The sequence below is a fragment of the Enterobacter sp. MEB024 genome, from assembly GCF_030209635.1.
In the GTDB taxonomy this organism is placed as follows: domain Bacteria; phylum Pseudomonadota; class Gammaproteobacteria; order Enterobacterales; family Enterobacteriaceae; genus Enterobacter; species Enterobacter ludwigii.
Map to the genome: position 1 here is coordinate 35,981 of NZ_JARVRQ010000009.1, position 25,078 is coordinate 61,058.

Sequence of the window (25,078 nt, forward strand, 5' to 3'; positions counted from 1 at the left end):
GAAACACGCTGCGCCTACTGTTACTGACGCTATTTTAATTAAAAGGTTCTTTTAATGGCCAATAATACCACTGGGTTAACCCGAATCATCAAAGCCGCCGGCTATTCATGGAAAGGTTTCCGTGCCGCGTGGGTCAATGAAGCCGCGTTTCGCCAGGAGGGCGTCGCCGCTATCATCGCGGTGATTATCGCCTGTTTCCTTGATGTTGATGCGATTACCCGCGTTTTGTTGATCGGCTCCGTGCTGTTGGTGATGATAGTGGAAATTCTCAATAGCGCTATTGAGGCCGTGGTGGACCGTATCGGCTCTGATTTCCATGAGCTCTCCGGCCGGGCGAAAGACATGGGGTCTGCTGCCGTATTGCTGGCGATTATCACTGCGGTCATCACCTGGGTCACGCTGCTTTGGTCACATTTCCGATAAGCCTCGAGAAATAATTAAGTCCCTGGTTTTTTGTGCAGTTTTTGGTTCCAAAATCGCCTTTGACTGTATATACTCACAGCATAACTGTATATACACCCAGGGGGCGGAATGAAAGCGTTAACGACCAGGCAGCAAGAGGTGTTTGATCTCATCCGGGATCATATCGGCCAGACGGGTATGCCACCCACGCGTGCGGAGATCGCTCAGCGTCTGGGTTTCCGTTCTCCGAATGCTGCCGAAGAACACCTGAAAGCGCTGGCGCGTAAAGGCGTCATTGAGATTGTATCGGGCGCTTCGCGTGGCATCCGTCTGCTGGTGGAAGAAGAGACAGGCATTCCGCTGGTGGGCCGTGTCGCGGCAGGTGAACCTTTGCTGGCACAACAGCATATTGAAGGTCACTACCAGGTTGACCCGGGCATGTTTAAACCGAGCGCAGATTTCCTGCTGCGCGTCAGCGGCATGTCGATGAAAGATATCGGTATTCTGGACGGCGATCTGCTCGCAGTTCATAAAACCCAGGACGTGCGCAACGGGCAAGTTGTGGTCGCGCGTATTGACGATGAAGTTACCGTTAAGCGTCTGAAAAAGCAGGGTAACACCGTCCAGTTACTGCCTGAAAACAACGAGTTCTCCCCGATTGTGGTGGATCTCCGCGAACATAACTTCTCTATTGAAGGGCTGGCTGTTGGGGTTATCCGCAACGGTGAATGGCTGTAATCATGTCATAACAGGCTACGGACCTGCCGTAGCCTGATTCAATCTCCACTGCCGGTATTTTTCATGTCACTGCTGACGACATCAGATAAGGCATTGTGGCGTCTTGCACTGCCAATGATTTTTTCCAATATCACCGTCCCTCTGCTGGGACTGGTAGACACGGCTGTTATTGGTCATCTGGATTCCCCCGTTTATCTGGGCGGCGTCGCGATCGGCGCGACGGCAACCAGCTTCCTTTTTATGCTGCTGCTCTTTTTGCGCATGAGTACCACAGGGCTTACGGCTCAGGCGTACGGCGCAAAAGATCCGTTGCGTCTGGCGCGAGCGCTGGTACAACCCTTGATCCTTGCACTGGGCGCGGGTGCGCTGATCGTGGTGTTGCGCACGCCACTGATTGATCTGGCGCTGCATGTCGTTGGCGGGAGCGAGGCGGTACTTGAGCAGGCGCGACGCTTCCTTGAAATTCGCTGGCTCAGCGCGCCTGCATCACTGGCGAACCTGGTCCTGCTTGGCTGGTTACTCGGCGTGCAGTATGCCCGTGCGCCAGTCATTCTGCTGGTGGCAGGCAATCTTCTCAACATCGTGCTTGATGTCTGGCTGGTGATGGGTCTGCATATGAACGTGCAGGGCGCCGCGCTGGCGACGGCAATTGCAGAATACGGTACCTTTTTCATCGGCCTGTGGATGGTCTGGCGCGTGCTGGCCCTGCGCGGTATCTCGCTTGCGATGCTCAAAACCGCGTGGCGCGGTAATATCCGCACGCTGCTGGCGCTTAACCGCGACATTATGCTGCGCTCGTTACTGCTTCAGCTCTGCTTTGGCGCGCTGACGGTCTTTGGGGCGCGACTTGGGCCGGAGATCGTCGCGGTTAATGCGGTCCTGATGACGCTGCTGACCTTTACCGCGTATGCGCTGGATGGCTTTGCCTATGCCGTTGAAGCCCATTCCGGGCAAGCGTATGGCGCACGCGAAAGCGGCCAGCTCCGCGAGGTGTGGCGGGCCGCCTGTCGTCAGTCAGGCCTGGTGGCGCTGGCGTTTGCACTCATTTACGCCTGTCTGGGTGAACAGATCGTTGCCTTACTTACCTCCCTCCCATCGCTGCGCGAACTGGCGAGTCACTATCTCTTCTGGCAGGCAATCTTACCGGTGGTGGGCGTGTGGTGTTATCTGCTGGACGGCATGTTTATTGGCGCGACGCGAGGTGCGGAGATGCGCAATAGCATGGCGGTCGCTGCGGCGGGATTTGGTCTGACGTTGCTGACGCTGCCGTATCTGGGCAACCACGGTTTGTGGCTGGCTCTGGCGGTTTTCCTCGCGTTACGTGGTCTGTCGCTGGCCTTTATCTGGCATCGTCACTGGCGAAATAACACCTGGCTGCCTTCCCGCCACGATATATCGTGACGGTTAAAGATTCCGAATATAAAAACAACTGCCGGATCCTTAACTACAATAATAATCACGTCCAGCAGAAAAGAACGAAGCGGACGAAACTTACAGACGCTTAACACGAGGACACGATTATGAATAAAGACGAAATCGGCGGCAACTGGAAGCAGTTCAAAGGTAAAGCGAAAGAACAGTGGGGTAAGCTGACGGATGATGATATGACCATCATCGAAGGTAAACGCGATCAGCTGGTGGGTAAAATTCAGGAACGTTACGGCTACGAGAAAGATCGTGCTGAAAACGAAGTGAAAGACTGGGAAACCCGTAACGATTATCGCTGGTAATCCTTTACTCCCCCTGAGGGCGGCTTCGGGCCGCCTTTTCTTTTGCCGTTAACGCGGCTTTTTCTTCACCAGTACCGAATGGTCGTGCTGGCACTCATCCTGGTGTCGACAGGCTTCTACCTCTACGCAGGCTGAGCACAGGCCGTGCGCTTCAATCACGTTATGACGCAACGCAAAGCCCATTTTGGCTGCCAGCGTATGCATAATATCTTCAACGCCTTCCGCACCTTCTTCCTTCACGCTGCCGCAGCGATCGCAGATAAACATGGCCGACGTATGGGTTGGCTGATCGAACAGATGGCACAGCACATAGCTGTTTGTCGATTCAACTTTATGCACAAAGCCCTGTTCCAGCAGGAAATCCAGCGCGCGGTACACCGTTGGTGGTTTAGCCTGTGGCTCGCTTTCGCGCAGCAGATCAAGCAGATCGTACGCGCTGATCGCGCCCTGCTGCAGGCTCATCAAACGTAATACTTCAAGGCGCTGCGGAGTCAGGCGCACATTGCGTTGCACGCACAGCTTTTCTGCCTGCGCTAACAGCTCTTTTGTGGACTTATCCATTTAGCACCCCGGATGTTATAGGCTGGAAAACCCCCACTTTATCATGTTCTGCTAAAAACACCGAGATCCGCCAGGCTGTGCTATACCTGACGCAACGCAATCCGGGGAATAAACGATGAAAAGACCTGACTGTATTCGACACTGGCGCGACATAGAAGGCGCAGATGACTCAACCTATCCCGACAGTAGTGAACGTTTTTCCATTGGCGCACCGCTGGCGCGTAAGCTCGGTCTTGGACGCATTGGTATACACCATGAGCGTTTACCGCCAGGCCGACGGACCTCTTATCCACATGCTGAAAGCGACGAAGAAGAGTTTATCTACGTGCTTGAAGGCTACCCTGAGGCCTGGATTAACGGATATTTATGGAAACTTGAACCTGGCGACAGCGTGGGCTTTCCCGCCGGAACCGGGGTCTGTCATACCTTCATCAACAACACCGGCGAAGAGGTACGGCTTCTGGTGGTGGGTGAGGCCAACAAGAAGCATAACCGTATCTATTACCCGCTTAATCCGGAGTACGCCGCCACGCGCGACGATCGCTGGGTAGACCACCCTCCTCAGTTTTTCGGACCGCACGATGGAAAACCTGGGAAAAAATAATTTCCTCTTCTATAAATATTGAGGGCCGTCACAAATAACAACAGGCCTGGCGGGAATTTAACTTAAGGAAATGGCGGGTCTTTTTGCACTTATTCACAGCAATAGTTCGTTCCTGTTTGGGAGATAACAGACAGGGGTTATTTAATAACAGACTATAAGACGAGCATACTGTGAAAAAACATTTTAAATTTTCGGTGGTTAGCATCGCTGTCTCCTTGTTTATGGCAAATCAGGCGGGAGCAGCCAATACCTGGACAGAATCACGTAGCGACGCCATGGGGGGCACGGGTGTCGCGGCCGGAAACTATGGCAGCGGGGCGTTAATCAACCCTGCGCTACTGGCGAAGGCGAAACCGGACGACGATGTGACGGTCATTTTACCGTCCGCTGGCGTGCAGGTGACCGATGAAGACAATCTTCAGGATGAGATTGATACCATCAACGATAAAATCAACCATTACAAAGACGTGGTTGATAACCTTACACCGATTGAGATCATTACCAACCCGTTAGGTTCCATCAACCAGTTCCAGGGCGCGGCGAAAGATCTCGCCGATGAGCTGGACTATCTTAAGGGCAAAACGGCACGCGCCACGGCGGGTGCGGGGATAGCCGTCAGTATTCCTAACGATGTCCTTTCCGTGGCCTTTATGGCTAAAGGCTATGCCCACGGACGCGTCAGTTCTTCTATTGATCAGCAAGATATTGATTACCTGCGCGGTATTCAACGCAGCGATGCGGTGGCTGCCGGCGTTGCACTGGACGCTGCGCTGAACGGCACCGATCAAATCACGAAAAACCTCAACTCAACGGCGTCTGGCCGGGCGGCAATTGTCTCCGACTATGGTATCGCGGTGGCGCGTCAGTTCGAGCTTGGCGGTGTTCCGGTGTCTGTTGGCGTGACTCCAAAACTGCAAAAGACCTGGGTCTATAACTACACCACCTCCATTTACGATTATGACAGCAACAAGTGGAACGACAGCCGCTACCGTACTGACGACACCGGCTTTAACGTTGATGCCGGTATCGCGGCCGATTTTGGTGAGCACTGGACGGTCGGCGTGAGCGGACAAAACCTGATGTCACGCGATATCGACACCAAAGACATTCGCATCCGCAACGGGCGCACGGGGGAGGTGGTGAGCTATAAAGACACCTACCAGATCCGCCCTCTGGTTACCGCGGGTGCCGCCTGGCATAACGATCTGGTGACGTTAACCGCCGATGGCGATCTGACGGAAACCAAAGGCTTCAAAAGCGAAGACACTTCTCAGTATGTTGGCGTAGGCGCCGAAGTGACGCCGCTGAACTGGCTGGCGGTGCGTGCGGGTTTCCGTGCTGATATGAAAGGTAATGACAGCAATGTCTTCACAGGCGGTGTCGGTTTTGCACCGTTTAACACGGTCCATGTCGACCTGATGGGCCTGTATGGTGAAGACGAGACCTGGGGCGCAGGCGCCCAGTTGAGCATGACCTTCTAAAGTGCACCGGAGGCGCTGCGCCTCCGGCTTTTCTTTGTGCTATAGTAGCGCCCCCTTTTCACCAGATGCTTAAAACTTCGCCATGTCGTCAGAATTACAGACTGCTTTCCCTGCACACCGTTTCTCCATTGCGCCGATGCTCGACTGGACGGACAGACACTGTCGCTACTTCCTGCGTCAGCTCTCCCGCCATACGTTGCTGTACACCGAAATGGTGACCACCGGAGCAATTATTCACGGAAAGGGCGACTATCTGGCCTACAGCGAAGAAGAGCATCCGGTTGCGCTGCAGCTTGGCGGTAGCGATCCCGCTGCGCTGGCGCAGTGTGCAAAGCTTGCAGAAGCGCGCGGCTATGACGAGATTAACCTTAACGTTGGCTGTCCGTCCGATCGTGTGCAGAACGGCATGTTCGGCGCGTGTCTGATGGGCAATGCATCCCTGGTGGCAGACTGCATCAAGGCGATGCGCGATGTGGTTTCCATTCCGGTGACGGTCAAGACCCGTATCGGCATTGACGACCAGGACAGCTACGAATTTCTCTGCGATTTTATCAATACGGTCTCCGGGAAAGGCGAGTGCGAGATGTTTATCATCCATGCGCGTAAAGCCTGGCTCTCCGGACTTAGCCCGAAAGAGAACCGTGAAATCCCGCCGCTGGACTACCCGCGCGTGTACCAGCTAAAACGTGACTTCCCGCAGCTCACGATGTCGATCAACGGCGGCATTAAATCGCTGGAAGAGGCCAAAACACACCTGGAGCATATGGATGGCGTAATGGTCGGGCGCGAGGCGTATCAAAATCCAGGCATTCTGGCGACGGTCGACAGGGAAATCTTTGGCGTTGAAGGCGCAGATACCGACCCGGTGGCCGTGGTACGCGCCATGTATCCCTACATTGAGCGTGAGCTGAGTAACGGGACGTATCTTGGTCATATCACCCGTCATATGCTGGGCCTGTTCCAGGGGATCCCGGGAGCACGCCAGTGGCGTCGCTACCTTAGCGAGAACGCGCATAAAGCCGGTGCAGACATCGAGGTGCTGGAACACGCGCTACGTCTGGTCGCTGATAAGCGATAATTTTCGCTAAAAGATCGTCAAATTCACCACGCCTCGCACACCCGTGCGGGGCGTTTTGCTTTAAGAACAGCGGGTTATGGTTGGCATGATTCTTGTAATGATCGCGGTATCATTTGGGAACGCGTGGGAGAGCACCATGTTAGAACTACTTTTTGTGATTGGCTTTTTTGTCATGCTGATGATGACGGGGATTTCCCTGCTCGGGATTCTGGCGGCTATCGTCGTGGCGACGGTGGTCATGTTTATCGGGGGATTATTTGCCCTGACGCTGAAGCTCCTGCCGTGGCTGCTGCTGGCCATTGCCGTGGTGTGGGTAATACGGGCGATTAAATCACCAAAACTGCCCACTTATCAGCGCAATAACCGTTTTCGTTACTAAGGTATTGAGGTGTTCGTCACATACCTGCAACTTTTCCGGCAGCATTGCTTAGAACAGAATAGGATTTACTTATCGAATCTGTCACTATGACTGCCGCTAAAGAATTCATCGAGCTGTACCCTACATACAGCCGAACTAAAAAAAAGAAAGGGCTTCCCACGGGAAGCCCAATTTCTTTTTAGGGATCAGGGAATTAACAGACTTGAACCCTGTGTCGCTCTGCTCTCCAGCACCTCATGTGCACGCCTGGCATCGGTTAGCGCGTATTTCTGCGCCTCCGCCACATCCACTTTAATCACACCGCTGGCGATCAGCGAAAAGAGCTCGTTGCTGGCCTCGATCAGCTCTTCCCGGTTAGTGATATACCCCTGCAGGGAAGGGCGAGTCACATACAGCGACCCTTTCTGGTTGAGAATGCCAAGATTAATGCCGGTCACGGCGCCCGAGGCGTTGCCGAAGCTCACCATCAGCCCGCGACGCTGCAGACAATCCAGCGACGCCTCCCAGGTATCTTTACCCACCGAGTCATAAACCACGCGCACCTTTTTGCCGTTGGTTATCTCTTTGAGGCGCTCAGCAATGCTCTCTTCACGGTAGTTAATCACCTGCCAGGCGCCGGCCTGAAGCGCGCGCTGGGCTTTTTGTGCACTGCCCACCGTGCCGATAAGTTTTGCACCGAGCGCTTTGGCCCACTGACAGGCGATCAGCCCCACGCCGCCCGCCGCGGCATGAAACAGGAACTGCTCGTCAGGTTTGATCTCATAGGTTTTGCGCAGCAGATAATAGACCGTTAGCCCTTTCAGGAATGAGGCGGCCGCTTGTTCAAACGAGATGGCATTTGGCAGAAGGGCGGCTTTATCGGCCGGCACGTTGTGCACGGAACTGTAGGCACCCAGCGCGGATTGCGCGTACACCACGCGATCGCCCTCTTTAATATGCTTAACGGCGCTGCCCACTTTGAGCACGACGCCTGCCGCTTCCGTTCCCAGTCCGCTTGGCATGGAGGGAGGCGGATAGAGACCGCCGCGAATATAGGTGTCGATGTAGTTAATGCCGATGGCTTTGTTTTCAACCTGTACTTCGTTTTCACCAGGCGCTGCGGGGGTAAACTCCACCGCGTTTAACACTTCTGGCCCACCATGTTTCTGGAATTCAATGCGCGTTGCCATGCTCCCTCCGTCAGAAAAATATGGTAATCTTTCGACCCACTCTTTATCTCGGTAACTCCATTCACTATGGCAGGAAACAAACCCTTCAACAAACAGACTGAACCTCGCGAGCGTGATTTCCAGGTCGCAGGATTAAAAGTCCCGCCGCACTCGATTGAAGCGGAACAGTCGGTGTTGGGCGGTTTAATGCTGGATAACGAACGCTGGGACGACGTCGCCGAGCGCGTGGTGTCCGAGGATTTCTATACCCGTCCGCACCGTCATATCTTTACTGAAATGGCACGTCTGCAGGAGTCGGGCAGCCCGATTGACCTTATCACGCTCGCGGAATCGCTGGAGCGTCAGGGGCAACTGGACAGCGTGGGTGGGTTTGCTTACCTGGCGGAACTGTCAAAAAATACGCCAAGTGCGGCGAATATCAGCGCTTATGCCGATATCGTGCGCGAACGTGCTGTTGTTCGTGAGATGATCTCGGTGGCGAATGAGATCGCCGAAGCCGGTTTTGATCCGCAGGGGCGTACCAGCGAAGACCTGCTTGATCTCGCCGAGTCCCGCGTCTTTAAAATCGCGGAAAGTCGGGCAAATAAAGACGAAGGCCCGAAAAATATCGCTGATGTGCTTGATGCTACCGTCGCGCGTATTGAGCAACTGTTCCAGCAGCCGCACGACGGTGTCACCGGCGTGAACACCGGCTATGACGATCTCAATAAGAAAACCGCGGGTCTGCAGCCGTCGGATTTGATTATCGTCGCGGCGCGTCCCTCCATGGGTAAAACGACATTTGCGATGAACCTCGTCGAAAATGCGGCGATGTTGCAGGACAAGCCGGTTCTTATCTTCAGTCTTGAAATGCCATCAGAACAGATCATGATGCGTTCTCTGGCGTCGCTGTCGCGCGTGGATCAGACCCGTATCCGTACCGGCCAGCTCGACGATGAGGACTGGGCGCGTATCTCCGGCACCATGGGTATCCTGCTGGAAAAACGGAATATTTATATCGATGACTCCTCCGGCCTGACGCCGACGGAAGTGCGCTCCCGTGCGCGCCGTATCGCCCGTGAACATGGCGGTATTGGCCTTATCATGATTGACTACCTTCAGCTGATGCGCGTGCCGTCGCTGTCCGACAACCGTACGCTGGAAATCGCGGAGATTTCCCGCTCGCTCAAGGCGTTAGCCAAAGAGTTGCATGTGCCCGTGGTGGCGCTGTCGCAGCTTAACCGCTCCCTGGAACAACGTGCTGATAAGCGCCCGGTCAACTCCGACCTGCGTGAATCGGGCTCCATCGAGCAGGATGCCGACTTAATCATGTTCATCTACCGTGATGAGGTTTATCACGAGAACAGCGACCAGAAAGGGATCGCCGAAATTATTATTGGTAAACAACGTAACGGCCCTATCGGTACGGTACGTCTGACCTTTAACGGACAGTGGTCGCGTTTCGACAACTACGCCGGTCCTCAATATGATGATGAGTAATTTCTAAGGAATTCAAATGCAAGCGGCAACTGTAGTCATTAACCGCCGCGCTCTGCGACACAACCTGCAACGTCTGCGTGAACTGGCTCCCGCCAGTAAACTCGTTGCAGTCGTGAAAGCGAACGCTTACGGACACGGTCTTATTGAGACCGCGCGAACGCTCCCCGATGCCGACGCCTTTGGCGTCGCCCGTCTTGAAGAAGCCATCCGCCTGCGCGCGGGTGGGATCACTCAACCGATTTTGCTGCTGGAAGGCTTTTTTGAAGCGGCAGATCTGCCGACCATTGCTGACCAGCATCTGCACACCGCGGTACATAACGAAGAACAACTCGCGGCGCTGGAAACTGCCGAACTGAGTGAGCCTGTCACCGTCTGGATGAAGCTCGATACCGGCATGCACCGTCTGGGCGTGCGCCCGGAAAAGGCGGACGCGTTTTATCAGCGTCTGTGTCAGTGCAAAAATGTCCGTCAGCCGGTGAATATCGTGAGCCACTTTGCCCGTGCCGATGAACCCGAGTGTGGCGCGACCGAGCAGCAGCTGGATATTTTTAATACTTTCTGCGAAGGCAAGCCAGGAATGCGCTCCATTGCCGCGTCTGGCGGTATTTTGCTGTGGCCGCAGTCGCACTTCGACTGGGCGCGTCCAGGCATTATTCTTTACGGCGTCTCTCCGCTGGAGAACAGACCCTGGGGGCCGGATTTTGGTTTCCAGCCGGTAATGTCCCTTGTGTCTAACCTGATTGCCGTGCGCGATCACAAAGCGGGTGAGCCCGTGGGCTACGGCGGAACCTGGACCAGTGAGCGCGACACACGCCTTGGCGTGGTGGCGATGGGCTATGGCGACGGTTATCCCCGCGCCGCGCCGTCTGGCACGCCGGTACTGGTCAATGGCCGTGAAGCGAACATCGTGGGCCGCGTGGCGATGGACATGATCTGTATTGACCTCGGGCCAGATGCACAGGATAAACCGGGTGATGACGTGGTGATGTGGGGTGAGGGTTTGCCTGTTGAACGCATCGCTGAAATCACAAAAGTGAGTGCTTACGAACTTATCACGCGCCTGACATCAAGGGTTGCGATGAAGTACATCGACTAACAGACCTTTCCAGGGAGGGGTAATGTCACCATCCGAAATGGCCGCTTGTCTGGCTTATGCCCTCTCGGTCTGGCTGGCTGCCAGAAACAGTATTCACACGTGGTGGATAGGCATCATCGGCAGTGGGCTTTATGGCTGGGTCTTTTATTCGGTTCAGCTTTACGCAGACGTTACCCTGCAGCTCTTTTTCATCATCACCAGCATCACCGGCTGGGTGCACTGGCTCAAAGGTCATCGCGGGGAGGTATTGCCCGTTCGGCGTACCCGGCTCAGACATTTCTTCATCCTGCTCGCCTGCGCCCTGCTGGTGGCCGCGATTTATGGCCTGATCTTGCATCGCTACACTAACGCCTGGGCCCCCTGGGTGGACTCCGTTATTTTGACATTCAGCGTGCTTGCACAGTTTATGTTAATGGGGCGACGCCTGGAGAACTGGTACGTCTGGCTGGCTGTAAACACGCTGGCGGTCCCGTTATATGCGATGAGAGATCTGCATTTGACCGCGGGTTTATATCTGGTGTTTTGGTTTAATGCCTGGCACGGTTTATATCAGTGGCGTAAGGAGATTCGCGCCCAGTGAAGCCTTATCGCGACGGTCTGGTTGTGGGCAAATTTGCGCCATTACACGTGGGGCATGAAGCGCTGATAAATGCTGCGCTGGCCCAGTGTGAGACGGTCTATATCATCAGTTATTCGCGTCCGGAAATCCCGGGTTATGACCCCGACAAGCGCCTTCACTGGTTAAGCGCGCGCTTCCCGCAATGTCATCACCTTGTGCTGACACCGGAGGTCATCGCGACCCATGCGCTTGAACCACTGCCGCATAATGATGCGGATGCCGATCTTCACCGGCATTACGTGGCAACGCTGTGTGAAAAAATACTTCACTGCCAGCCACAGGCCGTATTTACCGCCGAAGACTACGGCGACGGATTTGCGGCGGTGTTAAGCCAGCGTTTTGGCAAGCAGGTTACGCATGTCCGCCTCCAGCGTCCGAAGGGGCCTGATGCGCCCTCGGGAACCCTGATACGTTCTGACGTCCATCGCTACCGCACGATGATGTCCCCGGAGGTCTACCGTAGCTTTGTCTTTCGGATTTGTTTATTGGGGGGCGAATCGACAGGAAAAAGCACGCTTTCCCGCGCACTGGCGACGACGCTCAACGCCCCATTTGTCGCCGAGTTTGGCCGAGAATATTGGGAAGAGAAGAATGGCGTGCTGGGATGCGATGATCTGCTGCATATTGCCCGCGAGCAGGTGCGTCGTGAAGCGATGGCCAGCACGGCTCCCTTCCTGGTTTGCGATACCTCGCCCTTAACCACGCTGTTTTATATGCTCGACCAGTTTGGCAGCGCGCCACGCGAGCTAGAGGAATTAGCCGGGCGCGCATATTCTCTGGTGGTGCTCTGTGGCGATGAGTTTCCTTTTGTTCAGGATGGTACCCGTCAGGGGGCTGCATTCCGCCAGCGACAACAGGCATGGTACATCCGCGCGTTAACTGACAGAAATATCCCCTATCTGCCTGTTTCTGGTTCGCTTGCTGAACGCATTGAACAGATTCGACGACATCTGCAGGAACGGATCTGATATCGCTCTCGATCTTCTGTCATATCCGGTTTATTGTTGAAATCCCTGCCTCATCGAATTCCGGAGAATCATCGCGTGTTTCAGAAAGTTGACGCCTATGCCGGCGACCCCATTCTCTCCTTAATGGAGCGTTTCAAAGAAGATCCTCGCAGCGACAAAGTCAACCTCAGTATTGGTTTGTATTACAACGAGGAGGGCATTATTCCTCAGCTGCAAGCCGTAGCAGAAGCGGAAGCGCGTCTTAACGCCGTCCCGCACGGAGCCTCGCTCTATCTGCCAATGGAAGGGTTAAACAGCTACCGCAACACCATTGCGCCGCTGCTGTTTGGTGCCGATCACGCCGTGCTGACACAAAAACGGGTGGCGACCATCCAGACGCTGGGTGGCTCGGGCGCATTAAAAGTTGGCGCTGACTTTCTGAAAAAATACTTCCCGGATTCTGGCGTGTGGGTCAGTGACCCGACGTGGGAAAACCACGTGGCGATTTTTGAGGGCGCTGGCTTTACGGTGCAGACCTATCCGTGGTTTGACAGCGAAACCAACGGCGTGCGTGTTGACGCGCTGCTGGAAAAACTGAATACGCTGCCGGAGCGCAGTATTGTTCTGCTGCATCCGTGCTGCCATAACCCGACCGGTGCAGACCTGACTAATGCCCAGTGGGATGCGGTAATCGACGTGCTGAAGACGCGTAACCTGATCCCCTTCCTCGACATCGCCTATCAGGGCTTTGGCGCGGGCATGGAAGAAGATGCCTACGCTATCCGCGCCGTTGCCAGCGCCGGACTGCCTGCGCTGGTCAGCAACTCGTTCTCAAAAATCTTCTCCCTGTACGGTGAGCGCGTCGGCGGCCTGTCAGTGGTCTGTGAGGACGCTGAAGCGGCCGGACGCGTGCTCGGTCAGCTGAAGGCGACCGTGCGCCGCATTTACTCCAGCCCGCCAAACTTTGGTGCGCAGGTAGTCGCCACGGTGCTGGGTGACGATCGGCTGAAAGCGTCGTGGCTCGCCGAAGTAGAATCTATGCGCAAGCGCATCCTGACGATGCGTCAGGAGCTGGTCGACGTGCTGAAAGAGGCCGTCCCAGGGCATAATTTTGACTATCTGCTTAAGCAGCGTGGGATGTTCAGCTACACCGGCCTCAGCGCGGCTCAGGTCGATCGCCTGCGTGAAGAGTTCGGCGTCTACCTGATTTCCAGCGGCCGTATGTGCGTGGCGGGGCTTAATGCCAGCAACGTTCATCGTGTTGCGCAGGCGTTTGCCGCAGTGATGTAAGCACTCACTATCATCCCTCTCTCCCTGCGGGAGAGGGCCGGGTGAGAGCGTCAGGACGCACAAAAATCTTGCCCGGTGGCGCTGCGTCTACCGGGCTTTCAGACCTCATCCGCGCTTTGTGATCTTCTTCTTTTTATTCAGCTTCATAAGTAAAAACTCCTTCCCTTCATCTCCCCCCGGGGTTATGGTCGGATAGTTTTTTGACCATTCACTCAAAATAAAACGATAACAAACTGAATATTCAGGGGAAAACATGCGCAAGATCACACTGGCGCTCAGCGCCGCCTGCTTATTGTTCTCGCTAAATAGTGCCGTCGTCGCGCGCGCTTCCGCACCGACGCCGCTTTACACCGGCACAACAGCTGCCATGCTTGCCGAGCAAGCACCTGTTCACTGGGTATCCGTAGCCCAAATCGAAAATAGCCTGTTAGGGCGCCCGCCAATGGCTGTAGGCTTTGATATCGACGATACGGTCCTGTTTTCCAGCCCGGGATTCTGGCGGGGCAAAAAAACCTACTCACCGGACAGCGAAGCGTATCTGAAGAACCCCGAGTTCTGGGAAAAGATGAATAACGGCTGGGACGAGTTCAGCATTCCTAAAGAGGTGGCGCGCGCGCTTATCGCCATGCACGTTAAACGCGGTGACAGCATTTACTTTGTGACCGGACGCAGCCAGACCAAAACCGAAACCGTCTCTAAAACGCTGCAGGATGATTTTCAGATCCCGGCTTCCAGCATGAATCCGGTTATTTTTGCCGGCGACAAACCCGGCCAAAACACCAAAACCCAATGGCTGGAACAGAAGAACATCAAAGTCTTCTATGGCGATTCAGATAACGATATCACCGCCGCGCATGACGTCGGAGCCAGAGGGATCAGGGTGTTACGCGCCTCAAACTCTACGTATCGACCGTTGCCCATGGCCGGAAAGTTTGGCGAAGAAGTGATTGTTAATTCTGAGTATTAACCGCCGGGCGGCGAGGCTGCCTCTTTTTTAATCAAATCTCGCCGCTGTGGGTTTTACCTTTCGCTTTCTTGCTGCACACTTAGAAAGATTCATCTTTCATAACGGAGCAGCACATGTGGTATCAACAGACCCTGACCTTAAGCGCGAAACCTCGTGGATTTCATCTGGTGACTGATGAAGTCATTGGGCAAATTCGCGACCTCTCGCGCATCAGGACGGGGTTACTGCATCTGCTGCTTCAGCACACGTCAGCCTCTCTCACGCTTAATGAAAATTGCGATCCCACCGTCCGGTCTGACATGGAGCAGCATTTTCTCAAAACCGTTCCGGACAACGCCCCTTATGAACATGACTATGAGGGAGCAGATGACATGCCGTCGCATATCAAATCCTCTCTGCTGGGCGTATCGCTGATGCTGCCGGTGCACAATGGTCGGTTACTGCTGGGAACGTGGCAAGGGATCTGGCTGGGAGAACATCGTATTCACGGTGGTTCGCGTAAAATTATCGCAACGCTACAAGGGGAATAAAGATGACAATTTCGGAGCTACTTCAGTACTGCATGAGTAAACCTGGCGCGGAGCAGAGCGTTCACAGCGACTGGAAAGCCACGCAGATTAAAGTGGGGGATATTCTGTTTGCGATGGTGAAAGAGGTTGAGGGTCGCCCGGCGGCGTCGCTGAAAACCAGCCCGGAACTGGCGGAGCTGTTACGCCAGCAGCACCATGACGTCCGGCCAAGCAAGCATCTCAACAAAGCGCACTGGAGCACCGTTTATCTCGACGGTTCACTGCCGGGTTCGCAAATTTACTATCTGGTGGACGCGTCTTATCAGCAGGCGGTAGAGCTGCTGCCGGAAGCGACCCGACAGCAACTCTCCGTGTGACAATTACAGCAACGGTTTGAGGAAGCGCGCGGTGTGCGAGGCTTCGCACTCTGCAACGGTCTCTGGCGTACCGGAGACGAGGATTTCACCGCCGCCGCTGCCGCCTTCCGGGCCGAGATCGACAATCCAGTCCGCGGTTTTAATCACGTCCAGGTTGTGTTCAATGACCACAATCGTGTTGCCCTGATCGCGAAGCTGATGCAGAACATCAAGCAGCTGCTGGATATCGGCAAAGTGCAGACCGGTGGTCGGCTCATCGAGAATGTACAGCGTCTGGCCGGTACCGCGTTTGGAGAGCTCACGCGCCAGCTTCACGCGCTGTGCTTCACCGCCAGACAGCGTGGTGGCAGACTGCCCCAGACGAATATAGGTCAGGCCCACATCCATCAGCGTCTGCAGCTTACGCGCCAGCGCAGGGACCGCGTCAAAGAACTCACGCGCCTCTTCGATGGTCATATCCAGCACTTCGTGGATGGTTTTGCCTTTGTACTTAATCTCCAGCGTTTCGCGGTTATAGCGTTTGCCTTTGCACTGGTCGCACGGCACGTAAATATCCGGCAGGAAGTGCATCTCAACCTTGATAACCCCGTCGCCCTGGCACGCTTCACAGCGTCCGCCGCGCACGTTAAAGCTGAAACGTCCTGGCGTATACCCGCGTGAACGCGCTTCCGGCACACCTGCAAACAGTTCACGTACGGGTGTGAACACGCCCGTATAGGTGGCAGGGTTGGAACGCGGAGTCCGCCCGATTGGACTCTGATCGATATCGATCACTTTATCGAAATGCTCCAGCCCCTGGATGTCACGGTACGGCGCCGGTTCGGCCAGCGTCGCGCCGTTCAGCTGCGTCTGCGCAATCGGGAACAGCGTATCGTTGATCAGCGTCGACTTACCGGAACCGGATACGCCGGTGATACAGGTAAACAGCCCAACCGGCAGCGTCAGCGTCACATCTTTCAGGTTATTGCCGCGGGCGCCGGTCAGCTTCAGCACTTTTTCCGGGTTCGCCGGTACACGCTGTTTCGGCACTTCAATCTTGCGCTTGCCGCTCATGTACTGGCCGGTCAATGACTCCGGCACCGCCATAATATCTTTCAACGTTCCTTCCGCGACCACCTGACCGCCGTGTACGCCAGCGCCCGGGCCGATATCGATAACGTGGTCAGCGGCGCGGATCGCGTCTTCATCATGCTCAACCACAATCACCGTGTTACCGAGATTACGCAGGTGGACAAGCGTGCCGAGCAGACGCTCGTTGTCACGCTGGTGCAGGCCGATTGAGGGTTCATCCAGCACATACATCACGCCGACGAGGCCTGCGCCAATCTGGCTCGCGAGGCGGATACGCTGAGCTTCGCCACCGGAGAGGGTCTCTGCGGAGCGGGAAAGCGTCAGGTAATTCAGGCCGACGTTCACCAGGAACTTCAGACGATCGCCGATCTCTTTCAGGACTTTTTCCGCGATTTTCGCGCGCTGGCCGGAGAGCTTCAGGTTGTTGAAGAAGTCCATCGCGTGACCGATGCTCATGTCTGAGATGGTCGGCAGCGCCGTGTTTTCAACAAACACATGGCGAGCTTCACGGCGCAGACGCGTACCTTCACAGGTCGCACAGGAGCGGTTGCTGATAAACTTCGCCAGCTCCTCGCGAACCGCGCTGGATTCGGTCTCTTTGTAGCGGCGCTCCATATTGTGCAGCACCCCTTCAAACGGGTGACGGCGCACGGAGGTATCACCGCGATCGTTCATGTACTTGAACTCGATGTTCTCTTTGCCGGAACCGAACAGCACCACTTTGTGCACGTTCGGGTTCAGGCTGGCCCACGGGGCTTCGACGTCGAATTTGTAGTGCTCTGCCAGCGACTTCAGCATCTGGAAATAGTAGAAGTTGCGGCGATCCCATCCGCGGATCGCACCGCCAGCCAGCGACAGCTCCGGGTTTTGGATCACCCGGTCCGGGTCAAAATATTGCTGTACGCCCAGCCCGTCACACGTCGGACAGGCGCCCGCCGGGTTGTTGAACGAGAACAGACGCGGCTCCAGCTCGCGCATGCTGTAACCACAAATCGGACAGGCAAAGTTGGCGGAGAAGAGCAGCTCTTCCGCTTTCGGGTTGTCCATATCGGAGACCACGGCCGTACCGCCAGAGAGTTCCAGCGCGGTTTCGAAGGATTCGGCCAGGCGGGTCGCCAGATCGTCACGGACTTTGAAACGGTCAATCACCACTTCGATGGTGTGCTTCTTCTGCAGCTCCAGCTTAGGCGGATCCGACAGGTCACACACTTCGCCGTCGATACGGGCGCGGATATAGCCCTGGCTTGCCAGGTTCTCCAGCGTTTTGGTGTGCTCGCCCTTACGCTCTTTAATGATGGGCGCCAGCAGCATCAGGCGTTTGCCTTCCGGCTGCGACAGCACGTTATCCACCATCTGGCTTACGGTCTGCGCGGCCAGCGGGACGTCGTGATCCGGGCAGCGCGGTTCACCCACGCGTGCATACAGCAGACGCAGGTAGTCATGAATTTCGGTAATCGTACCAACCGTTGAACGCGGGTTATGCGAGGTGGATTTCTGCTCAATGGAGATAGCAGGTGATAACCCTTCAATATGGTCTACATCCGGTTTTTCCATCAGTGACAGGAACTGACGTGCGTATGCAGAGAGTGACTCCACGTAACGACGCTGTCCTTCGGCATATAAAGTGTCGAAAGCCAGTGAGGATTTGCCAGACCCCGAAAGCCCGGTCACGACGATGAGTTTGTCGCGAGGGATTATGAGGTTGATATTCTTGAGATTGTGGGTGCGGGCGCCCCGAACTTCGATCTTATCCATTCACCTTTCCCGGTTGGAACACGGATTGCCTGGTTTGTTTGAAGGACAAACGGCTGTCAGAAACGGCTAATTATGACACAAAATGACCTGTTTGAATATACAGTATTGGAATGCATTTTCTGATTCACTGTGTAACAATGTCGAGTTCGCGAGAGATTTCGGAACCGACTACGCAACTATGCAAATTGCAGCGTGGAAATGGTACACTCGCGCGTTTACACTATTAAGAAACGTATTCAGGAGACACGAACATGGCCAGCAGAGGCGTAAACAAGGTGATTCTCGTCGGTAATCTGGGCCAGGACCCGGAAGTACGCTACATGCCGAGTGGTGGCGCAGTTGCCAACATTACGCTGGCTACTTCCGAATCCTGGCGTGATAAAGCGACCGGTGAGATGAAAGAGCAGACCGAATGGCACCGCGTAGTGCTGTTTGGCAAACTGGCGGAAGTGGCTGGTGAGTATCTGCGTAAAGGTTCTCAGGTTTATATTGAAGGCCAGTTGCGTACCCGCAAATGGACCGATCAAGCCGGCGCTGAGAAGTACACCACGGAAGTTGTGGTCAACGTGGGTGGCACCATGCAGATGCTCGGTGGCCGTCAGGGCGGTGGCGCACCAGCAGGTGGCGGTCAGCAGCAGCAGGGCGGATGGGGTCAGCCTCAGCAGCCACAGGGCGGCAACCAGTTCAGCGGTGGCGCGCAGTCTCGCCCACAGCAGCAGTCCGCGCCAGCACCGTCTAACGAACCCCCAATGGACTTCGACGACGATATTCCGTTCTGATATCCGACGGTTTAAAACAAAAAACCCAGACCTCGGTCTGGGTTTTTTTCTTCATCTCAGGGATCAGGTAATCACCATCGGCCAGTCTGGCGGGGTATGGCTCATGGCTTCCACCATGACGACTTTAATATTTTCCCAGACGGCAGCGAGATCCAGTAGGGTGATGCCAAGCAGGCCCGTTGCGAACCAGCATGCTGCGCCCAACCCCAACAGGGTGCTGATGACAGCAAGGCCAGCATAGTCAGATTTACGAAACTGAATGTTTAGCGTGCTGGCCAGGAACATCAGCACCGCACTTAACAAAGGCCAGCGCAGGAGAACCATGCTGGTAGTAATGGTTGCCATAAAACCCATCCTCAACAAAACAGACGAACTGAATGAAACAGTGTTTCTCGTTACACAATATGTGTGAACTATATCACATTTGTTGATTTATTCGCCAGCCTCAGAAGGGTGAAAAAAGCAGGAATTATCACAGCCAGGCGTCGCACGAGGATTGAGGGGAAAATATATCTTTGCACGCTAATGACCCCCTTTTATCGCTTCCAGGTAATAAATTCATTGAGATAACAAATCCTCTGCAAATTGAGGTGTGCTGTAGAACGTTTACAGCAACAACCCTTTGGATTATGCTTGAGTGGATAAATAAATTTACTCGCATTCTATAATTCAGGTTTTTGAATTTTATTGGTTTTTTTCTCTTTGTACGTTTTTAATTACACACAGCGTCTCGCACTCCAGCTGTGCTGATATTCAGCATCCTACTCTGGCTCGCCGATTTTTGAATCTGAAGAAAGTTGCGTCCGGTTTAACGCTTAATAATCTGCGAAAAAAATGAAAGAAAAACGACGTGAGATTGTTAATGACAGCCTGCAGGCGTTGCATGCGCTGGCAGATCTGATGCCCCAGCTTCACGCCCATTGTTCGCTGGGCGAGATGCTTGAGACGATCAACCGGGCCTTCGGGGCAAGCCTGGCCTGGATTAGCGTTGATACTGACGGGCTACAGCGCGTGGTCTGTGCCGGTGAAGTGACCTGTCACTCATTTGAGGTGGCCGATTTTCTTGCCGGTACCCTGCTGGAGAAGCATCACCGTGCGTGGCGGGTCGTCTACTGGAAAGAGAATATCGGCCGCGCATTATTCTCCGCTCATCATCCGGGTTATTCGCAATTGCAAAGCGGGGTGTTATGCAAGCTTTCAACCCATAACGGACAAGGCAGCGGCTATTTCTTTCTGGCGTTTGCTGAGCCGTTATATTCTCTGGCCATCCTGAAAAGTATTGTTGCGGTACTGGTCGAAAAATTAAAAGACTATTTTTCAGAAATTATCGTTCGTGAAAAAACAGCGCAGGAAATGCAGCGTGTGGTGACCCAATATAAAACCCTGTTTGAACGAGCGCCTGTTTTAATGAACTCATTCGATAAATTTAACCGCTGCGTGCTGTGGAATGCTGAGTGTGAAAAAGTGTTTGGCTGGACAATGGCGGAGATTAGCGCCCATGCCGATCCGCTCTCACTGTTTTACCCCGACCCGGAAGAACGGCGACGGGTCAGGGAGTCGGTAAATGTCTCGCCGCTAAAGGATATGTACGAGTGGCATCCATTGCGTAAAGACGGTACGCCGTTGACGGTTTTGTGGTCAAACATTCTGCTGCCGGACAGCTCAGTCCTGAATATCGGGCTTGATATTACCGAACGTAAAAAAGCCGAACAGCAGCTGGAAGTGAAAGCGACCACGGACGATCTTACCGGGTGTTTTAACCGTTCAACCATTTTACAGCAGCTGGAATCCGCGCTGGCGGCAAATGCCAGGCAGGATGCTGACAGCCATTTTTGCGTGCTCATGTTTGACCTGGATTTTTTCAAACAGATCAACGATCGGTGGGGGCATCAGGTGGGCGATCGGGCGCTTATCCACTTTTGCCAGGCTATCCGTGAGTTAAGCCCCGAGAACGCTGCGCTTGGCCGTGTGGGCGGCGAGGAGTTTTTGCTCCTGCTGGCACGAACCGACGGCAACGCGGGCGCCCTTTTTTCGGCGAGGCTACGTATTGCCCTCAAAACCAACCCGCTCGTGGTGGGAGAGAAAAAGCTGGTGCTGTCATTCAGCGCCGGGGCGGTGGAGGTTTGCCAGGGCCAACGCGATACTTCAGGATTACTGATGCGTGCCGATAAAGCATTATATGACGCTAAGCGTACGGGTCGGGGGAAAACGGTGGTGGCTGCTGATTATTTATAAATCAAAAAACAAAATACGCGCGAGTAAATAGCATAAAATGTCATGTTGCCGTTGTTGTTTTTTCACACTGCCAGAAGTTTGGCTTAATCAACGATCCTCTGTTGTGTTATCTTCAAACCTCCCGTACCCGCTGGATAATTATTTTCCTTAATTGAAACGGAACGAATACTTACAGTTTAGCTTACGGGAAAATATTATCGTCATAACGAAAATTAAGATTTTTAATACTAAAAGTCAGTTGCTAACTTCGCATGATTCATGCAACGTAATCACCTGTTAAACAAAGCATCCGGCCTTCATTACTACAGGCGTACAACATGCAGGGATATAGGGCGGGAAATGAATCGTAGCGCGCGGCGCAAGATGCTCAGGGTGGTAGGGATCATCATGGTAGTTATGCTGCCGGTGATGCTTGCGCTATGGTTTGCCCAGATAAGAGCCGTGTCGGAAACAAGCGCCCAACTACGCACCTTTGCTGAACTGGCGTTAGACAAAACAGAGCTGGTAATTCAACAGGTTGATCTGGCCCGCGACGAGGCTGAAAAATATCAGGGTGAGCGTTGTACACCAGAACATCGCCAATATATGTTGAACGTTGTTCGGGGTCGTCTGTTTGTTGCGGATTTAATTTATGCAGAAGGTCAGAATTTTCTTTGTTCGACCGTTTTTACACCCGCCAATCCTTATCTGATATCCACTGCTAATTACACACGTAAACCTGACGTTGCTATCTATTATTATCGCGATACGCCATTTTTTACTGGCTATAAAATGACATATATGCAGCGCGGAAATTATGTTGTGGTGGTCAATCCGCTTTCCTACAGCGAAGTAATGTCGACAGATCATTCCCTTTCGTGGGGGGTATACGACACGGTAACGAATGCATTCTTTTCCGTCAGTCAGCGCGCGAATGTTTCTTTATTAAGTTCGATGATTCGGGATAAGGAATCGGTATTTCAAAAAGATAACCGTTTTTATACAGTCGTCAAATCCCCAAAACGGCCTATTGCCGCTATCGTGTCGACGTCGAATAAACGTTTTTATGAAATGCTTTATCACCAGGCGACGTTGACGCTACCGCTGGGGATGATCTGCAGCATAATTATTTTGCTGGTGTGGTCTCGCACCCATCGTGAACTCAATTCTCCCGGGCGGTTACTGCAGCGAGCGCTCAATAAACGCCAGCTTTGTGTTCACTATCAGCCGATTATTGATATCAAGAACAACCGGTGCGTGGGAGCCGAGGCGTTATTACGCTGGCCTGGCTTTAACGGGCCGGTCATGAGCCCGGCTGAATTTATTCCGCTGGCGGAAAAAGAGGGCATGAGCGAGCGAATTACGGATTATGTTGTCGAAGAGGTATTCAGCGATCTGGGGACATTCCTGGCAACGCATCCGCATCTCTATATTTCGATTAACCTGTCGGCCACGGATTTCCACTCTTCACGGCTGATCGCCATGATTTCGGACAAGGCCCGACACTACGCCGTGCGTGCGCAGCAAATTAAAATCGAAGTCACGGAGCGCGGTTTTATTGATGTCCCTAAAACCACTCCGGTTATTCAGGCGTTCCGTCAGGCGGGTTACGAAGTGGCGATTGATGATTTTGGAACGGGTTACTCTAACCTGCACAACCTTTATTCGCTGAATGTCGATATTCTGAAAATCGACAAATCCTTTATCGACACCCTAACAACCAACAGCACCAGCCACCTTATCGCCGAGCATATTATTGAGATGGCACAAAGCCTGCGGCTTAAAACCATTGCGGAAGGGGTGGAAACAGCAGAGCAGGTGAGCTGGTTGTTGAAGCGTGGCGTTCAGTTCTGTCAGGGATGGCACTTCGCGAAAGCGATGCCGCCCCAGGAGTTTATGACCTGGCAGCAGCAACCTTTGCATTGAGAGCCATTAATTCAACTGGTGGCGATAGTCGCTCGGTGTGCGGTCAAACTCGCGGCGAAACACGCGGGAAAAGGTTTGTTGCGACACATATCCCAGATCCATCGCGATATCAAAAATGGGCCGCTGCGTTGAGCGTAAGGCCTGCGCCGCCAGCAGCAGTCTGCGCTGACGAATGTACTCACCCAGCGTCTGGTGCATAACGGTACGGAACATTCTCTGTAAATACCATTTCGAATAGCCGGATTTTTTAGCGACCACATCAATGTTCAACGGTTGGTCGATATGTTCATCAATCCATTCAATAAGTGTCTGAATAATTTGCTGATGCGACATAAGGTTGCCCCTCTGTAGATACAACTGCCCTGGTTGATTCGTCGTTTTCTCTGCGGGCGAGTATAATTCCTCAAGTTAACTTGAGGTAAAGAGGTTTTATGGAAAAGAGATTGCCGCGAATTAAAGCGTTGTTAACCCCCGGCGAAGTGGCGAAGCGAAGCGGCGTTGCGGTGTCGGCGCTCCACTTCTATGAAAGCAAAGGGTTAATTAAAAGCATCCGAAACGCCGGAAACCAGCGACGCTACACGCGTGACGTGCTCCGTTATGTCGCAATTATCAAAATTGCCCAACGAATCGGAATCCCCCTGGCCACCATCGGCGATGCGTTCGGCGTGCTGCCGGAAGGGCACTCTCTCAGCCCGAAAGAGTGGAAAGAGCTTTCCTCTCAGTGGCGTGAAGAGCTGGATCGACGCATTCACACGCTGGTAGCGCTGCGTGATGAACTGGACGGATGTATTGGCTGCGGCTGTTTGTCGCGCAGTGATTGTCCGTTGCGTAACCCGGGCGACAGGTTGGGTGAGCAGGGGACAGGGGCGCGGTTGCTGGAGGAAGACTGAGATCCGGCGGAAAACCGCACCTCATAAAGAACTAAAGCGCCACAAAAGGGCGCTTTAGTTTTTCCCGGTCTTTGTCTTTCACTCTATCCCGCTGGTTCACGGGAGGGTTTCCCCCGACATCAGCACCCCTCATGTCGAGCGTGTTGGGGAGGTTCCGGATTGTGCTGACACTTTAATTCTATGCAAGACCCGTCTTTTCGCCAGTCGGTCAGGCCATTTTTTAGGCGAATTTTTTTCGCGGTGTTGTTCGATTTTCTATAGTTAAAAAGTATGAATAAAAGGAGAACACAATGCTCACGGTACACCACCTGAACCAGTCCCGCTCACACCGTGTGATCTGGGCGCTGGAAGAACTTTCCCTGCCCTATGAGATTGTTCATTACCAGCGCGAAAAGAGCATGCTGGCCCCTGAGTCGCTCAAAAAAGTGCACCCGTTGGGCAAATCGCCGGTTATTGAAGATAACGGCCTGATCCTCGCCGAGTCGGGGGCCATCCTCGAATATCTTCAGGAAACCTACGATCCTGAGTCGCGGCTTAAGCCTCTGGATCCTGCGCATAAGGTGCAATACCGCTTCTGGTTGCACTATGCCGAAGGTTCGCTAATGCCGCTGCTGTTGATGAAGCTGGTTTTCAGTAGCCTCGGTAAGCCGCCCGTGCCGTTTGGTATCCGCACGTTGGGTAAAGCGCTGGGGCAGGGAGTGCAAAAAGCGTATCTCAACCGCCAGCTTGAAACCCATGCACGCTTTATTGAGTCGCATCTTGCCGAAAACAGCTGGTTTGCCGGCGACGCGCTCAGCATGGCGGATATTCAGATGAGTTTCCCGATTTTTGCCCTGCTGGCGCGCGGTGGCATCGATAACCTCCCGCATACCCAGGCCTGGAAGAAAAAAGTAGAGAGCAGCCCTGGCTGGCAAAAAACGCTGGAGCAAGGTGGCCCGTTATCGATTCCGGGTGGGGAGTGAAATGTAAACAAATTGCGCACAGACGATAACGTTTGCGCATCCTCTGTTTATTTCT

The 25,078-nt window shown here is 53.9% G+C and carries 26 protein-coding genes; 21 read left to right on the plus strand and 5 right to left on the minus strand.

The genetic code is table 11. From position 1 onward, the window contains the following. The first annotated feature begins 54 nt into the window (after window positions 1–54). From QRN24_RS15835 to QRN24_RS15850, 4 genes are all read left to right on the plus strand, one after another. The gene (locus QRN24_RS15835) at window positions 55–423 is read left to right on the plus strand and encodes a diacylglycerol kinase (protein ID WP_014168202.1); all 369 of its coding nucleotides are present in this window, start codon (window positions 55–57) and stop codon (window positions 421–423) included. Between the two features lie 108 nt (window positions 424–531). After that, on the plus strand, window positions 532–1,140 hold the full coding sequence (gene lexA / locus QRN24_RS15840; protein ID WP_014168203.1) for a transcriptional repressor LexA: 609 nt from the start codon (window positions 532–534) through the stop codon (window positions 1,138–1,140). Between the two features lie 63 nt (window positions 1,141–1,203). Then, complete coding sequence (dinF, locus tag QRN24_RS15845) at window positions 1,204–2,541, plus strand: MATE family efflux transporter DinF (protein ID WP_014168204.1); 1,338 nt, start codon at window positions 1,204–1,206, stop codon at window positions 2,539–2,541. A 119-nt stretch (window positions 2,542–2,660) separates the two neighbouring features. Next, complete coding sequence (locus tag QRN24_RS15850) at window positions 2,661–2,870, plus strand: CsbD family protein (RefSeq protein ID WP_014168205.1); 210 nt, start codon at window positions 2,661–2,663, stop codon at window positions 2,868–2,870. A gap of 48 nt (window positions 2,871–2,918) precedes the next feature. On the opposite strand, the gene zur is transcribed toward QRN24_RS15850, so the two are convergent. Beyond that, window positions 2,919–3,431, minus strand: coding sequence for a zinc uptake transcriptional repressor Zur (gene zur / locus QRN24_RS15855; protein WP_014168206.1), 513 nt, complete (start codon window positions 3,429–3,431; stop codon window positions 2,919–2,921). A 115-nt stretch (window positions 3,432–3,546) separates the two neighbouring features. Between zur and QRN24_RS15860 the strand changes: the two genes are divergently transcribed. From QRN24_RS15860 to pspG, 4 genes are all read left to right on the plus strand, one after another. Then, a complete protein-coding gene (locus QRN24_RS15860) occupies window positions 3,547–4,035 on the plus strand; it encodes a cupin domain-containing protein (protein ID WP_149377033.1) in 489 nt (162 codons plus the stop codon). 221 nt (window positions 4,036–4,256) lie between these two features. Beyond that, window positions 4,257–5,516: a conjugal transfer protein TraF gene (locus QRN24_RS15865; RefSeq protein ID WP_153853120.1), complete on the plus strand. Its 1,260-nt coding sequence runs from the start codon at window positions 4,257–4,259 to the stop codon at window positions 5,514–5,516. Window positions 5,517–5,598: 82 nt separating this feature from the next. Further along, window positions 5,599–6,594: a tRNA dihydrouridine(20/20a) synthase DusA gene (dusA, locus tag QRN24_RS15870; RefSeq protein WP_014168209.1), complete on the plus strand. Its 996-nt coding sequence runs from the start codon at window positions 5,599–5,601 to the stop codon at window positions 6,592–6,594. 136 nt (window positions 6,595–6,730) lie between these two features. Next, complete coding sequence (gene pspG, locus QRN24_RS15875; RefSeq protein WP_020882842.1) at window positions 6,731–6,973, plus strand: envelope stress response protein PspG; 243 nt, start codon at window positions 6,731–6,733, stop codon at window positions 6,971–6,973. 185 nt (window positions 6,974–7,158) lie between these two features. On the opposite strand, the gene QRN24_RS15880 is transcribed toward pspG, so the two are convergent. Then, complete coding sequence (locus QRN24_RS15880) at window positions 7,159–8,142, minus strand: quinone oxidoreductase (protein ID WP_014168211.1); 984 nt, start codon at window positions 8,140–8,142, stop codon at window positions 7,159–7,161. A 66-nt stretch (window positions 8,143–8,208) separates the two neighbouring features. Here QRN24_RS15880 and dnaB point away from each other — a divergent pair, with 66 nt between their 5' ends. From dnaB to QRN24_RS15920, 8 genes are all read left to right on the plus strand, one after another. Then, the gene (gene dnaB / locus QRN24_RS15885) at window positions 8,209–9,621 is read left to right on the plus strand and encodes a replicative DNA helicase (protein ID WP_284942876.1); all 1,413 of its coding nucleotides are present in this window, start codon (window positions 8,209–8,211) and stop codon (window positions 9,619–9,621) included. A 16-nt stretch (window positions 9,622–9,637) separates the two neighbouring features. Beyond that, the gene (alr, locus tag QRN24_RS15890) at window positions 9,638–10,717 is read left to right on the plus strand and encodes an alanine racemase (RefSeq protein WP_014168212.1); all 1,080 of its coding nucleotides are present in this window, start codon (window positions 9,638–9,640) and stop codon (window positions 10,715–10,717) included. Between the two features lie 22 nt (window positions 10,718–10,739). Beyond that, complete coding sequence (gene pnuC / locus QRN24_RS15895; protein ID WP_151887081.1) at window positions 10,740–11,297, plus strand: nicotinamide riboside transporter PnuC; 558 nt, start codon at window positions 10,740–10,742, stop codon at window positions 11,295–11,297. Further along, window positions 11,294–12,304 carry an AAA family ATPase gene (locus QRN24_RS15900; protein WP_025206390.1) on the plus strand — a complete coding sequence of 337 codons (1,011 nt, stop codon included), beginning with the start codon at window positions 11,294–11,296 and terminating at the stop codon, window positions 12,302–12,304. Before pnuC ends, QRN24_RS15900 begins: the two co-directional genes overlap by 4 nt. A 75-nt stretch (window positions 12,305–12,379) precedes the next feature. Further along, complete coding sequence (gene tyrB, locus QRN24_RS15905; RefSeq protein WP_032679391.1) at window positions 12,380–13,573, plus strand: aromatic amino acid transaminase; 1,194 nt, start codon at window positions 12,380–12,382, stop codon at window positions 13,571–13,573. Window positions 13,574–13,826: 253 nt separating this feature from the next. Then, complete coding sequence (gene aphA / locus QRN24_RS15910) at window positions 13,827–14,540, plus strand: acid phosphatase AphA (RefSeq protein ID WP_014168217.1); 714 nt, start codon at window positions 13,827–13,829, stop codon at window positions 14,538–14,540. 113 nt (window positions 14,541–14,653) lie between these two features. Further along, window positions 14,654–15,070: a secondary thiamine-phosphate synthase enzyme YjbQ gene (locus QRN24_RS15915; RefSeq protein ID WP_014168218.1), complete on the plus strand. Its 417-nt coding sequence runs from the start codon at window positions 14,654–14,656 to the stop codon at window positions 15,068–15,070. A 2-nt stretch (window positions 15,071–15,072) separates the two neighbouring features. Next, window positions 15,073–15,426, plus strand: coding sequence for an MmcQ/YjbR family DNA-binding protein (locus QRN24_RS15920; protein ID WP_014168219.1), 354 nt, complete (start codon window positions 15,073–15,075; stop codon window positions 15,424–15,426). A 3-nt stretch (window positions 15,427–15,429) separates the two neighbouring features. Here QRN24_RS15920 and uvrA read toward each other — a convergent pair whose 3' ends face one another. After that, window positions 15,430–18,252, minus strand: a complete 2,823-nt coding sequence (uvrA, locus tag QRN24_RS15925; protein WP_014168220.1) for an excinuclease ABC subunit UvrA — start codon at window positions 18,250–18,252, stop codon at window positions 15,430–15,432. Window positions 18,253–18,503: 251 nt separating this feature from the next. Between uvrA and ssb1 the strand changes: the two genes are divergently transcribed. Next, entirely contained in the window at window positions 18,504–19,031 is a 528-nt protein-coding gene (gene ssb1, locus QRN24_RS15930; protein ID WP_020882840.1) for a single-stranded DNA-binding protein SSB1, read from the plus strand. Between the two features lie 63 nt (window positions 19,032–19,094). Here ssb1 and QRN24_RS15935 read toward each other — a convergent pair whose 3' ends face one another. Further along, complete coding sequence (locus QRN24_RS15935) at window positions 19,095–19,376, minus strand: YjcB family protein (RefSeq protein ID WP_020882839.1); 282 nt, start codon at window positions 19,374–19,376, stop codon at window positions 19,095–19,097. A gap of 489 nt (window positions 19,377–19,865) precedes the next feature. Between QRN24_RS15935 and QRN24_RS15940 the strand changes: the two genes are divergently transcribed. After that, the gene (locus QRN24_RS15940) at window positions 19,866–21,266 is read left to right on the plus strand and encodes a sensor domain-containing diguanylate cyclase (RefSeq protein WP_284942877.1); all 1,401 of its coding nucleotides are present in this window, start codon (window positions 19,866–19,868) and stop codon (window positions 21,264–21,266) included. Between the two features lie 339 nt (window positions 21,267–21,605). After that, the gene (gene pdeC / locus QRN24_RS15945) at window positions 21,606–23,171 is read left to right on the plus strand and encodes a cyclic di-3',5'-guanosine monophosphate phosphodiesterase PdeC (RefSeq protein ID WP_086533135.1); all 1,566 of its coding nucleotides are present in this window, start codon (window positions 21,606–21,608) and stop codon (window positions 23,169–23,171) included. 6 nt (window positions 23,172–23,177) lie between these two features. On the opposite strand, the gene soxS is transcribed toward pdeC, so the two are convergent. Beyond that, window positions 23,178–23,504, minus strand: coding sequence for a superoxide response transcriptional regulator SoxS (gene soxS / locus QRN24_RS15950; RefSeq protein ID WP_013095071.1), 327 nt, complete (start codon window positions 23,502–23,504; stop codon window positions 23,178–23,180). A gap of 98 nt (window positions 23,505–23,602) precedes the next feature. Here soxS and soxR point away from each other — a divergent pair, with 98 nt between their 5' ends. Together soxR and QRN24_RS15960 are read left to right on the plus strand one after the other, a co-directional pair. After that, window positions 23,603–24,061, plus strand: coding sequence for a redox-sensitive transcriptional activator SoxR (soxR, locus tag QRN24_RS15955; protein WP_014168225.1), 459 nt, complete (start codon window positions 23,603–23,605; stop codon window positions 24,059–24,061). A 290-nt stretch (window positions 24,062–24,351) separates the two neighbouring features. Then, a complete protein-coding gene (locus QRN24_RS15960; RefSeq protein ID WP_063157163.1) occupies window positions 24,352–25,023 on the plus strand; it encodes a glutathione S-transferase family protein in 672 nt (223 codons plus the stop codon). Window positions 25,024–25,078 lie beyond the last annotated feature (55 nt).

Excerpts from the sequence above, each read along its gene's own strand:
- alr (WP_014168212.1), top strand. The coding sequence starts at position 9,638 with ATGCAAGCGGCAACTGTAGTCATTAACCGCCGCGCTCTGCGACACAAC.
- soxS (WP_013095071.1), bottom strand. The coding sequence starts at position 23,504 with ATGTCGCATCAGCAAATTATTCAGACACTTATTGAATGGATTGATGAA.
- QRN24_RS15940 (WP_284942877.1), top strand. The coding sequence starts at position 19,866 with ATGAAAGAAAAACGACGTGAGATTGTTAATGACAGCCTGCAGGCGTTG.
- QRN24_RS15880 (WP_014168211.1), bottom strand. The coding sequence starts at position 8,142 with ATGGCAACGCGCATTGAATTCCAGAAACATGGTGGGCCAGAAGTGTTA.
- QRN24_RS15920 (WP_014168219.1), top strand. The coding sequence starts at position 15,073 with ATGACAATTTCGGAGCTACTTCAGTACTGCATGAGTAAACCTGGCGCG.
- pspG (WP_020882842.1), top strand. The coding sequence starts at position 6,731 with ATGTTAGAACTACTTTTTGTGATTGGCTTTTTTGTCATGCTGATGATG.
- pdeC (WP_086533135.1), top strand. The coding sequence starts at position 21,606 with ATGAATCGTAGCGCGCGGCGCAAGATGCTCAGGGTGGTAGGGATCATC.
- QRN24_RS15835 (WP_014168202.1), top strand. The coding sequence starts at position 55 with ATGGCCAATAATACCACTGGGTTAACCCGAATCATCAAAGCCGCCGGC.
- pnuC (WP_151887081.1), top strand. The coding sequence starts at position 10,740 with ATGTCACCATCCGAAATGGCCGCTTGTCTGGCTTATGCCCTCTCGGTC.
- QRN24_RS15960 (WP_063157163.1), top strand. The coding sequence starts at position 24,352 with ATGCTCACGGTACACCACCTGAACCAGTCCCGCTCACACCGTGTGATC.
- QRN24_RS15850 (WP_014168205.1), top strand. The coding sequence starts at position 2,661 with ATGAATAAAGACGAAATCGGCGGCAACTGGAAGCAGTTCAAAGGTAAA.
- zur (WP_014168206.1), bottom strand. The coding sequence starts at position 3,431 with ATGGATAAGTCCACAAAAGAGCTGTTAGCGCAGGCAGAAAAGCTGTGC.
- QRN24_RS15865 (WP_153853120.1), top strand. The coding sequence starts at position 4,257 with ATGGCAAATCAGGCGGGAGCAGCCAATACCTGGACAGAATCACGTAGC.
- dusA (WP_014168209.1), top strand. The coding sequence starts at position 5,599 with ATGTCGTCAGAATTACAGACTGCTTTCCCTGCACACCGTTTCTCCATT.
- dnaB (WP_284942876.1), top strand. The coding sequence starts at position 8,209 with ATGGCAGGAAACAAACCCTTCAACAAACAGACTGAACCTCGCGAGCGT.
- lexA (WP_014168203.1), top strand. The coding sequence starts at position 532 with ATGAAAGCGTTAACGACCAGGCAGCAAGAGGTGTTTGATCTCATCCGG.
- QRN24_RS15935 (WP_020882839.1), bottom strand. The coding sequence starts at position 19,376 with ATGGCAACCATTACTACCAGCATGGTTCTCCTGCGCTGGCCTTTGTTA.
- QRN24_RS15915 (WP_014168218.1), top strand. The coding sequence starts at position 14,654 with ATGTGGTATCAACAGACCCTGACCTTAAGCGCGAAACCTCGTGGATTT.
- soxR (WP_014168225.1), top strand. The coding sequence starts at position 23,603 with ATGGAAAAGAGATTGCCGCGAATTAAAGCGTTGTTAACCCCCGGCGAA.
- ssb1 (WP_020882840.1), top strand. The coding sequence starts at position 18,504 with ATGGCCAGCAGAGGCGTAAACAAGGTGATTCTCGTCGGTAATCTGGGC.
- uvrA (WP_014168220.1), bottom strand. The coding sequence starts at position 18,252 with ATGGATAAGATCGAAGTTCGGGGCGCCCGCACCCACAATCTCAAGAAT.
- QRN24_RS15860 (WP_149377033.1), top strand. The coding sequence starts at position 3,547 with ATGAAAAGACCTGACTGTATTCGACACTGGCGCGACATAGAAGGCGCA.
- dinF (WP_014168204.1), top strand. The coding sequence starts at position 1,204 with ATGTCACTGCTGACGACATCAGATAAGGCATTGTGGCGTCTTGCACTG.
- aphA (WP_014168217.1), top strand. The coding sequence starts at position 13,827 with ATGCGCAAGATCACACTGGCGCTCAGCGCCGCCTGCTTATTGTTCTCG.